The organism is Pseudoalteromonas sp. CR1 (assembly GCF_019392235.1).
Classification (GTDB): Bacteria; Pseudomonadota; Gammaproteobacteria; order Enterobacterales; family Alteromonadaceae; genus Pseudoalteromonas.
On record NZ_JAHXRM010000672.1, the window covers coordinates 1 to 230 of the forward strand.

Genomic DNA, 230 nt, shown 5'->3' on the forward strand with positions numbered 1-230 from the left:
TGAAAAACCCGGATGAAGTGGGCGCAGCGGCGGTGGATTACTTGATGTACAGCGGCTACATCATCCTTGGTTACCTGTGGTTGCGTATGGCGATCACCGCCCAGGCACTCGACGACACCGAGTTTGCCAACGCCAAGCTGGCGACGTGCGACTTCTACTTCAAGCGTTTGCTGCCGCGCACAACGATGCACCAAGCGGCAGTGGAAGCGGGCAGTGACTGCCTGATGAGC

At 58.7% G+C, this 230-nt stretch carries 1 protein-coding gene; it reads left to right on the forward strand.

Annotated features, from left to right (window positions below; translation table 11 throughout):
- Positions 1–230, forward strand: a 230-nt coding sequence (locus KZZ04_RS20975; RefSeq protein ID WP_219424147.1) for an acyl-CoA dehydrogenase C-terminal domain-containing protein, incomplete at both ends; no start/stop codon positions are given.